General features: G+C 62.4%; 9 protein-coding genes. 6 read left to right on the top strand and 3 right to left on the bottom strand.

Translation table 11 applies throughout. From position 1 onward, the window contains the following. Window positions 1-431 precede the first annotated feature (431 nt). Both B0G62_RS26420 and ahpC read left to right on the top strand, forming a co-directional pair. Complete coding sequence (locus B0G62_RS26420) at window positions 432-1259, top strand: MetQ/NlpA family ABC transporter substrate-binding protein (protein WP_103707127.1); 828 nt, start codon at window positions 432-434, stop codon at window positions 1257-1259. A 171-nt stretch (window positions 1260-1430) separates the two neighbouring features. Continuing rightward, on the top strand, window positions 1431-1994 hold the full coding sequence (ahpC, locus tag B0G62_RS26415) for an alkyl hydroperoxide reductase subunit C (protein ID WP_103707126.1): 564 nt from the start codon (window positions 1431-1433) through the stop codon (window positions 1992-1994). 47 nt (window positions 1995-2041) lie between these two features. Here the strand turns inward: ahpC and B0G62_RS26410 are convergent, their stop codons facing one another. After that, on the bottom strand, window positions 2042-2659 hold the full coding sequence (locus B0G62_RS26410) for a LysE family translocator (protein ID WP_103707125.1): 618 nt from the start codon (window positions 2657-2659) through the stop codon (window positions 2042-2044). 150 nt (window positions 2660-2809) lie between these two features. On the opposite strand from B0G62_RS26410, the gene B0G62_RS26405 reads away from it, so the two are divergent. Both B0G62_RS26405 and B0G62_RS26400 read left to right on the top strand, forming a co-directional pair. Next, entirely contained in the window at window positions 2810-3586 is a 777-nt protein-coding gene (locus B0G62_RS26405; RefSeq protein ID WP_181315647.1) for an SDR family NAD(P)-dependent oxidoreductase, read from the top strand. An 11-nt stretch (window positions 3587-3597) separates the two neighbouring features. Next, window positions 3598-4485 (top strand): CmcJ/NvfI family oxidoreductase, encoded by an 888-nt coding sequence (locus B0G62_RS26400; RefSeq protein WP_167401343.1) that lies wholly within the window; start codon window positions 3598-3600, stop codon window positions 4483-4485. Window positions 4486-4523: 38 nt separating this feature from the next. On the opposite strand, the gene B0G62_RS26395 is transcribed toward B0G62_RS26400, so the two are convergent. After that, window positions 4524-6791: a TonB-dependent receptor plug domain-containing protein gene (locus B0G62_RS26395; RefSeq protein WP_208624249.1), complete on the bottom strand. Its 2268-nt coding sequence runs from the start codon at window positions 6789-6791 to the stop codon at window positions 4524-4526. A gap of 402 nt (window positions 6792-7193) precedes the next feature. On the opposite strand from B0G62_RS26395, the gene B0G62_RS26390 reads away from it, so the two are divergent. Further along, window positions 7194-8024 carry an amino acid ABC transporter permease gene (locus B0G62_RS26390; protein ID WP_103707122.1) on the top strand — a complete coding sequence of 277 codons (831 nt, stop codon included), beginning with the start codon at window positions 7194-7196 and terminating at the stop codon, window positions 8022-8024. Between the two features lie 11 nt (window positions 8025-8035). Then, entirely contained in the window at window positions 8036-8848 is an 813-nt protein-coding gene (locus B0G62_RS26385; RefSeq protein WP_103707121.1) for a transporter substrate-binding domain-containing protein, read from the top strand. A gap of 4 nt (window positions 8849-8852) precedes the next feature. Here B0G62_RS26385 and B0G62_RS32530 read toward each other — a convergent pair whose 3' ends face one another. Next, window positions 8853-10355, bottom strand: a complete 1503-nt coding sequence (locus tag B0G62_RS32530; protein ID WP_103707120.1) for a methyl-accepting chemotaxis protein — start codon at window positions 10353-10355, stop codon at window positions 8853-8855. Window positions 10356-10380 lie beyond the last annotated feature (25 nt).

Genomic DNA, 10380 nt, shown 5'->3' with positions numbered 1-10380 from the left:
TGAGCTGTAACCCGTTAGAGACAAACCTTTTAACCCGCAAAACACGACATTTCTATTTAGCTGCGAACGCGACATCTTGAAATGGCTACGACATTGCATGTTAGTCCAAAGTTCAGATGTCGTGTTTCCGCTAAATAGAAATGTCGTGTTCCGTGTAGGTTGAGCGCCGGACATCCACCTGGAGAGCGCCGCCGATAAACGCGACCAGGGTGATCACCACGACGGACTCGCGCGCAAAAGCATAGGAGTATGCGGCGACGATTGCGCCAGGACAAACCACGCATGCATGGACCTATTGCAGGTTTCCTTCTTTGACCGCGCTTCGGCGGCCTGCTGATAATCGGCCGATTACCCGGTCGGTTTTCTTCGCAACGATTCATCGCAACAATCGACCGCATCCCGACAGCACTCAGGCAAAAAGAGAAGCCACCATGCGACATCGGCTAGTGTTTCAAACCCTGCTTTCCGCCCTTGCCTTCCTCGCACTGCAATCGCAGGCGGTTCAAGCGGCCGACAATACCGCGCACATATTGCGCGTGGGCTTCGTACCCGGCCCTTATGCCGACGAATTCCGCGAAGGCGTCGAGCCGCAACTCAAACGCAAAGGCTATACCGTGCAGTACGTGAACTTCAGCACGGGGCTCGAAGCAAATCAGGCCGTGTGGCACGGCGAAATCGCGGCCGATGTGATGCAGCACAGTGTCTATCTGAACGCATACAACAACCGCAACGGCACCGATCTCGTCGGCGTCGTGCAAGTGCCCACGCCGCCCATGGGACTCTATTCGACCCGCCATCATTCACTCGTCGAGGTCAAGCCGGGCGCAACGGTCGCGGTGCCGAACGACCCCGTCAACCTGGAGCGTGCGCTCAAGATCCTGCAGGCGGTGGGCTGGATCCGTATTCGCGAGAATCCCAATCCCGTCGATGTCTCCGAGCATGACGTGGTCGCCAATCCGGCAGGTATCCGCATCGTGCCGCTGGATACCGCACAGGCCCCACGCGCGCTCCAGGACGTGGATTTCGCAGCCATTCAGGGCAATTTCGCGATTTCGAGCGGTCACCGCCTCACCGAGGCACTGGCGCTCGAAAACATGCAGTCGCCCTATGTAAATCAGGTGGTGGTCAAATCGGCGAACCGCAATTCGCAGGCGACCGCCGATATCGTGGCGGCCTATCGCGCAGATGAATTCCGCACGGCGATTCTGCGCAACGCGACGTACAAGGGTTATCGCCTGCCCGATTATTTTCCGCACTGATGTGCGCTGCAACGCCACGGCGCGAATACCGGGTGCGCTTTCCAGCGCTCACGGATTTCATCCATTAAAAGATCGGTTCCTTCGCGCCTGCGGGTTGTCTAGTCTCTGTGATGGCTACGCCAGAGATTCATCAGGCGATCCGGTAACGAATAACTGAACCAAGGATATCGTATGGCTCTCATCAACACCCAGGTCAAGCCGTTCCAGGCAACGGCCTATCACGCCGGCAAATTCGTGCCGGTCAGCGAAGAAAACTTCAAGGGCAAATGGTCGGTGGTGGTCTTCTATCCGGCCGACTTCACCTTCGTGTGCCCGACCGAACTGGGCGACCTGGCCGAGCACTACGCCAAATTCCAGAAACTCGGCGTCGAAATCTATGGCGTTTCCACAGATACGCATTTCACCCATAAGGCCTGGCACGATACGTCGGAGACGATCGCCCAGGTGCAATACCCGCTCGTCGGCGATCCCACCGCCACGCTCGCGCGCAACTTCGATGTCCTGATCGATGACGAAGGCCTCGCGTTGCGCGGCACGTTCCTGATCGACCCGGAAGGCAAGATCAAGCTCTACGAGATCCACGACAATGGCATTGGCCGCGACGCGAACGAACTGATCCGCAAAGTGCAGGCTGCACAATATGTCGCCTCGCATCCGGGCGAGGTCTGCCCCGCCAAATGGACGCCAGGCGCACAAACCCTCACACCTTCACTCGATCTGGTCGGCAAGATCTGAAGTCGAACGCGCGCGCCGCGTGCGTTGCGTCCCGCGTAAAAGCCTGCTTAGCGAAGCATCTGCCGAACGCCCAGCGCAATGATGAGGCCGCCGCACAGGCGGTCGATCCAGGCTTTTGCGCGGCGATACGCCAGCGCGATCGAGGGATGCGACAGCACGACGGCGACGGCGCCATACCACGCCGTCGCCGTCACGCCGACCGTGGCAAGCATGGCGAAGAACGTCGGCACACCAACGTGAGCAGGCGCCGCCGAGGAAAACACCGCCGCGTAAAACGCAATGGATTTCGGATTCGCAATGTTGGTTGCCACGCCTTGCAGGAAAGCACTTCGTTGCAGGGGCGGCCGGGCAACGGTGCGAGAGGCCGGTGCGCCTGCGCGCGCCGATACGATCAGACGCAGACCAAACACGATCAAATAGGCCGCACCGGCCAGCTTCACGCCGAACGCGAGCCACGGAAACACAGCAAACACCGCGCTCATGCCGAGAATCGCGCAAGTGGCCCAGAACAGGTTGACCGCAACGATACCCGCAACAAGTGCGAGCGCTCCGGCGCGCGTATCCGACACCGCCTTGTGCACGACGGCGACGAAGTTAGGGCCGGGTATGACGACGCCAGCCGCATAGACCGCAAATACCGTCGCAACAGCCGATGAATCGATCATTTATCCCCCATTTAAATCAATATGGCCATTCGGGCGCGAGGATTATCTCATTTCCAGTGTTTACGCATGATTGGCGCCACATTGACTCAACACCTGATAACCATATGACGTTTCGTTCTTTTCCAAATCGCCGCGCGAGCGCTAGCGTGAATCATTATGAGTGAACTTTCCAATTCTTCTGCGCCGACTGCATGGATTGCCGGCGTCGGCGCGAGCGCCGGACTGGGTGCCGCTCTTGCGCGTCGTTTTGCGCACGAAGGCTACACGGTCATTCTCACCGGACGCACGACGTCGCGTGTCGATACCATCGCCGCTGAAATACGCGCGCAAGGCGGCCATGCCGTGACGGCGGCCGCTGATGTGACGAACGAGGCACAGATCGCGCAGATCGCCGCGCAGGTCCGCGAGCAAGGCACGTTGCGCAGCGCGATCTTCAACGCGGGCAATGCCGTGCGCGCCCCCACGCTCGAACTGGAAACCGCCCAATTCGAACAGGCCTGGCGCACCAATGTGCTCGGCGGCTTCGTTTTCGCGCGGGCGGCCTTGCCGCTGCTGCTCGATGCGCCCGACGCCACGACCGCCCCAACGGGCGCCGGCAGCCTGATCTTCACGGGTGCAACGGCCTCGTTGCGCGGGCGGCCGCCCTTTGCCGCGTTCGCATCGGCAAAAGCCGGTTTGCGCTCGCTTTCGCAAAGCCTCGCACGCGAGTTCTCGCCGCGCGGCGTGCACGTCGCACACGTCGTCATCGATGGCGGCATCGACGGAGAGCGGCTGCGCAGCGCGGCACCGCAACGCGTGAGCGACGCGGGCCCGGACGGCCTGCTGCACATTGACGCCATCGCCGAAAGCTACTGGCAGTTGCATCGGCAGAATCGCAGCGCATGGACCCAGGAAATCGACCTGCGCCCTTGGCGCGAACCGTTTTGATCGGAGCCTTCATGAGCACTGTGCTTTCGGAATCGCCTTCTGTTTCGCATGTTTCGCATGTTTCGCCCATTTCAGCCATTCCGGCCGTTCATGCGGTCGAGGCCGAACTCAACTATCTCGCGCCTGGCACACCGAGGCCCGTGAACTACACGTTCGAGCCGCCCGAAGGGACGCCGTGGCAAACGGGCGTGCTCGAAGCACGCCGCGTGACCATTCAGGACGCGCGTCCGCTGGCGCAAAGCGGCGAACTCAGGCTCGACCGGCAGGGCTTTCAACTCATCGCGCACCGCAGCGCGCTGAACGACTTCAGCGACGACGAGCGGATTCGCAACATCTACTACCCCGAGGCCGAAGCCTTGCTGCGCGCCACCACGGGCGCCGCCAAAGCCGTCATCTTCGATCACACGCTGCGCGACAGCGCGCAAGGCTCGCGCGCCAATGCGGCGCTGCGCGAGCCGGTGCGGCGCGTGCACAACGATCAGACCTTTGTTTCCGGGCCGCGACGCGTGCGCGATCATCTGAACGCCGAGGAAGCGCGCCAACGCCTCTCGCGACGTTTCGCCATCGTCAACCTGTGGCGGCCCTTGAGCGAGGTCGAGCAACTGCCGCTGGCGCTCTGCGATGCGCGCTCGATCGTGCCGGAGGATCTCGTTGCCTCCGACCTCGTCTATCGCGACAAGGTTGGTGAGACCTACTCGTTTCTCGCGAATCCGCAGCATCGATGGTTCTACTTTCCACGCCTGCGCCCCGACGAAGCGCTGCTGCTGAAAATCTACGATTCGCTGGAAGACGGCACGGCGCGGCTCACCGCGCACACGGCCTTCGACGACCCCGAAACGCCAGACCACGCGGCGCCCAGACGCAGCATTGAACTGCGGGCGCTCGTTTTTTGGGAGTGAGGCGAAATTGAGCCGCCCTGCGTCTCAGTGAGTTCTCCTTACATCACCACGGTCAGTCGTGCGTAGTAATACGCGCCATTGATGCCGTACGGCGAGAGGTGCGGGTACAGATCGTAGTTCGGCCGCGCATTCGGATTGGTCTGGTTCGGATACTTGTTGAAGAGATTGTTCGCGCCGATGGCGATCGTCGTGTGCCGTGTGATGCGATAGGCCACGTCCAGGTCCGTAATAAAGGCCGGATTAATGTTGTCGGCGTAGAAGCCGCTATAGTCGGTCGCCCATTGCGTCTGCGACGACTTTCCGTAATACGTCTCGCGCAGCGTCACATGCCAGGGGCCATAGGTATAGGCGCCCGTTCCCGAAATCACGATACGCGGCGTCGCCGTGGTGAGATTCGAGACCTGGATCGAATCGAGCACCGCCACGCCAGCGGCCGCAAGCGATGCCGGCGTATTGACCGAGCGGATCGTAGTGCGGTTGTAAGTGGCGTTCAGATTCCAGTCGATCCGGCCAAAGCGGCCGAAGTCCGAGCGATAGTCCAGCGCGGCATCGATGCCTCGCGTGCGCGTATTGGCGCCATTGGTGAAGAACTGCGCGTAGGTATTGTCGATGGCGTCTGCGGGCACCACCGTGCCGTTGGCCGCGATGGCCGCCGCGGCCAACGAGCCGGAAATCTGCCCCGAATCGACGATGCGGTTGTTCACGTCGATCTGATAGGCGTCCACACTCAGATGCAGCCCTGTGAGCGGCTGCGCAACGAAACCGATACTGAACTGCTTCGAGGTCTCGTTCTTGAGCGCAGGCGCGCCGAGTATGCGTGCGCCCGCCGAATCGAGCGGGATCTGTATCGTCGCGCCGCCGGTGGTGACGTTCGTTGCCGAGTAGTATTCCTGCACCAGTGTCGGCGCGTGGGTGCCCGTGCCGGCGGAACCGCGCAGCCCCAGCGCGGGGCTGAAGTCATAGCGGGTCGACACCGTGCCGTCCACGGACGCCCCCAGGCGCTGATAATCCTCCCCGCGCACGGCGGCATCAATCTGCCATTTGGGCAGAATATGCGTGGACACGTCCGCGTAAGCAGCAATGCTGTTGCGCTGGGCACTGGCCGCATCGGTGGGCCGGTAGCCCGGAAACGCCACTGCCCCACTGTCGTAATACGAAGCGGCATCGCCCGCATCGAGCGCGAAGGTTTCGTAGCGATGCTCAAGACCCACCGCGACGTTGACGGGCGAGGCCCAGTGCGGGACCGCAAAACTGTGCTTCAAATCGAGGTTCGTCGTGAGTTCGGACGAGGTATAGCTGCCCACCTTGAACTGGGTCGGCGTCGATCCCGTATCGGTCAGCAGGCTGTAGTTGGCCGTATTGACGTTCCACAGGTTGATCTCGTCACGGCCATAGGTCGTGCTCAGATCCCAGTCCCAATGCGAATCCGTCGTGCCCTTCACGCCGACCGTGAAGCTGTAATCGGTCTCGTGGCTGCGCTCGATTGGCGAAAAGCCATTCGGGTAGATGGACTCGAGCCCCGGCAGGCTGCTTGCGATGTACGAGGGTGAACGGTAGTCCTCGTAGGCGTGCACATCGCGGTCGGACACCGTGCCGAAGCTGTAGAGGGTGATATTCGCGTTGAGGGGCTTTTCGAAGTTATAGCCGAACGTGCCCAGATTGGTCTGCGGATCGCCCTGCACGCGCGCGGGTTCGGGACCGCCGCTGTCACTGCTGCGATCGGACGAACTATGGTGGCGCAGCGTCGCGCTCAGGGTGAGCGAACCGTCGTCGCCGATCGCCATGCCATGCGCGAGATCGATCTGCCCGGTCGCGCCACCGCCATTCAGATACCCGCCGCCGGAAGCGGTGATCGTCGTGCCTTCGCTCTGCTTCTTGAGGACGATATTGATCACGCCTGCAATCGCATCGGAGCCGTACTGTGCGGCAGCATCGCCCAGCAGCACTTCCACGTGATCGATCGCGGCAATCGGAATGAGATCGAGGTCAACGGCGTTGGCGCCTTGCGCGGGATCTTCGTCGGCATACAGGGATGCCGACAGATGGCGCCGCTTGCCGTTGACGAGCACGAGCGTCTCGGCCGGGCCGAGTCCGCGCAACTGGAAGGTCCGGGCCAGTGCGCCAGCGTCATAGCCGACGGCAGGCGTGGTCAGTGACGGCACGACGGTTTTCAGCGCGTCGAGCAGGGTCCCCTGCCCCGTGGCGACGAGTTGCTGCGCAGTCACCACCTGCACCGGCGTGCTGCTGTCGCGCTGGCGTTGGCTGCTCGCGCGGCTGCCCGTGACCACGACCGGGTTGAGCGACACGCTGGCTCCGTTATCCGTTGATGGAGCTGACTGCGCAAGCGCGGAGGCAATCGAACCGAGGCCCAGCAGCGAACCGATCCCGATGGTCAGCGTACCCCGTGAATTGTTCTTCTTCATTATCGAATACGGAGGAATATGTTTATTTATTCGGACTGCAAATAATTATCCATCAAAATCTGACCGGCCGAACCCGGCAAACTCGATGCAATAAAATCCGCGAGCGAAATATCAGGTAACGGATGCTACCGGCTTCGGCGCCACTCGCTAATACCTTATTCTGATATCGAAATGCGTATTTTTTCTTGACGGCGCAAGCCCGTCAGCTAGTCGGGCCAGAGGGATTCGCTTATCCTCTTGTTCCTCGCTTATGCCTTCTCCTTTCTCCCGATATCGCACCCACTCATGCCATCGCGCTCGACCCACGGCCATTCCATTGCACTCGAAGCGCGTCACGCCGCACGCTTTCGCGCGCGCGTGGCGCTGACCTGGCTGATCCTGCTGGGTGCGCTGGGCATGGGTTTATCGAGGCTCGGCCTGCAGTTTTCATTGGTCGAATCGAAGCTGCCCTTTCTGCTCGGCTTGCATCTTTCGCCGGATGGCTTCCTCGCAGGCGCGCCGCTCACGCTGCTGATCACGCTGGTTTCAATCGCCGGCAGCACGGCGATTGCCTTGCTGGTCGCCTGGGGCCGCCTGTCGTCGAATCCTTTCGCGTTCGGCCTCGCGACTTTCTACGGCTCTTGCCTGCGCGGCACACCGCTGATGCTGCAGGTGCTTGTCATCTATCTGGCGTTGCCGCAGGTCGGTGTCGTCATGGGTCCGATTACTTCCGGCGTGCTCGCGCTCTCGCTGAACTACGGCGCCTATCTGGCCGAAACGATCCGCAGCGGCGTGCTTTCCGTGCCGCACGGCCAGGTCGAAGCCGCGTTCGCCTTCGGGATGTCGCGTCGTCAGATCACCTGGCGCATCGTGGCGCCGCAGGCGCTACGCATCATCGTGCCGCCCGCCGGGAGCCAGTTCATTTCCATGCTCAAGGATTCTTCGCTGGTATCGCTGATGGGCGTGTGGGAATTGAATTTCCTCGCCCAGTCGTATGGCCGCAGCACCTATCACTACATGGAAATGCTGCTCGCGGCGGCCGCCATCTACTGGGTCATGTCCGTCGTCTGCGAACTCCTGCAGGCACGCCTCGAACAACGCTACGGGCGAGGCTTCGCGCCGCGCCCTTCGACCTGAGCCAGACCACCATGAAACGCCTGTTCCGAGTCCTTCCCGCCGCCTTGTGCCTGACGGCGGCCATCACCGCCGCGCACGCAGGCACAACGCTCCAGCGCGTCGAACAGTCTCATAGGCTGCGGGTGATCGTCGTGGACAACGATCCGCCATTCGGCTTTATCGACGACTCGAACCAGCTCGCCGGCTTCGACGTGGACGTGGCGAAAGCGGTTGCGCAGCGCCTCGGCGCGAAGCTGGTGCTCGACTCGCCATCGTGGGAAAACATCGTGGGAGGCCACTGGAACGGCCGCTGGGACGTCTGCATCTGCTCGATGACGCCAAACGCGGAACGCGCAAAATCGCTGGATTTCGCGGCGCCCTATTACAGTTCGCCCGCAGTGCTCGTCGTCAACCGGGCCGACACGCGCATTCATTCCGCCGCCGATCTCACCGGCCGCAAAGTCGGCGTGGGGTTCGGTTCGAGCTATGAGAGCTATCTGCAGAAGACCTTGTCGATACCGGGCGAAAAGCCCATTGCCTTTCCGTTCGGGGCGGTGCAGATCGTCCCGGACGATGAATCGGTGGCCTTCCAGAATCTGGCGCTCGGACCCGGCGTGCGGCTCGACGCCGTCATCACCGACGAAACCACCGCCAACCTGCGCATCAAGCGCACACCGGTGTTTCGCATTGTGAGCCGGCTCTACGCGGAGCCGAACTGGATCGCGGTCGATAAAGGCGATCCCGAATGGAACGCACGGCTGGCCGCGGCGATCCAGGCGCTGCGGGCCGACGGCACCTTGTCGCGGCTCTCCCTGCAGTGGATGCAGGAAGATACGACCCGCTGAAGCCTCAGCCCGGCAGGCGGAAGGCGTTGACTTCGGCGTGCAGCTTTCTGGCCTGATCGTCGAGCGATTGCGCCGCGGCGGTGGCCTGCTCGACTAACGCCGCGTTCTGCTGGGTCACTTCGTCCATCTGGGTGACGGCCGTGCCCACCTGATCGATGCCCTTGCTCTGCTCGTCCGAAGCGGCGGCAATCTCGCCCATGATGTCGGTCACGCGCTGAACGCTGCTGACGACTTCGTTCATCGTCTGGCCGGCCTCGCCCACCAGCGCGGAGCCTTTGTCGATGCGCGCCATGGAGTCTTCGATCAGCGTCTTGATTTCCTTGGCCGCCGCCGCCGAGCGCTGCGCGAGCGCGCGCACTTCGCCCGCCACCACCGCGAAGCCGCGTCCCTGGTCGCCGGCACGGGCCGCTTCGACGGCCGCGTTCAGCGCCAGGATATTGGTCTGGAAAGCAATGCCGTCGATCACTCCGATGATGTCGGCGATCTTCGCCGAGCTTTCGTTGATCTCGCCCATGGTGGCGACCACTTCGGCCACCACACCGCCGCCGCGCGTCGCCACGCCCGTCGATGCCTGGGCGAGCGCATTGGCCTGCCGCGCGTTGTCGGCGTTCTGCCGCACGGTGCCGGTCAGTTGCTCCATGCTCGCCGCCGTCTCCTGCAGCGAGGCGGCCTGCTCTTCGGTACGGCTCGACAGATCGATGTTGCCTGCCGCGATCTGCTTCGAGGCCGTGCTCACGGTTTCCGCCGAATCGCGCACCGTCGTCATGACCTCGGCAATGCGGGCCATCAACTGGTTGAACGCGCGCGCGGTGCGGCCGATTTCGTCGGCGTTCGTGCTGGGCGCGCGCAGCGTGAGATCGAGCGAGGCGCTTGTGCGCTCCAGCGTGTCCTCGATGCCGGCGAGCGAGCGGCCGATCGAGCGCGAGAGCACCGCGATCCATCCGACGACGATCACCATCGCCAGCGCGAGAGCGGCGATCACCGTGGTGTTGGCGATGGCGCTGGTGTGGTTGGCGCGCGCGAGCGCTTCGTCGCCACGCCGGTGGGCATCGGCGATGATGGCTTCGATCGTCGCGCGCAGCGGTTCGAACCCGGCGTGATAGAGCTCGATCACGCGCGCATTGGCCGTTTTCGGGTCCTGAGCCGCGAGGTCCATCAACTGGCGTGACTTGCCGTCGTAGTCGCTCCAATGCGCCTGCAGATCCTTGAGCCGCTCCTGCTGCTCGGCGGAATGGAACATCGGCGCGATCTTGCCGGTCCAGTCACCGATATTGCGCTCGGCATCGGCAAAGATCCGGCGCGTGTCGTCGGTGGAGGGATCGAGCTGGACGGTCGAAAATGCGCTGGCCTTGATTTCCAGGAGCCCCTGAATCTGCGCCTCGCGGCGGTGCGAATCGTCCTGCGCGTCGCTGACCGCGCTGAAGCCCAGCGCGGTCACGGTAATGCCGGCGCCGATCGAGATCAGCGTGGCAAGCATCAGCAGGCGTAATTTGAATTTGATCGTCATGGTATGTGCGCGAATCGCCAATCTT

Source organism: Paraburkholderia eburnea (assembly GCF_002917095.1).
GTDB classification, from domain to species: Bacteria; Pseudomonadota; Gammaproteobacteria; order Burkholderiales; family Burkholderiaceae; genus Paraburkholderia; species Paraburkholderia eburnea.
This window is presented reverse-complemented; position numbering and strand designations above follow the sequence as displayed.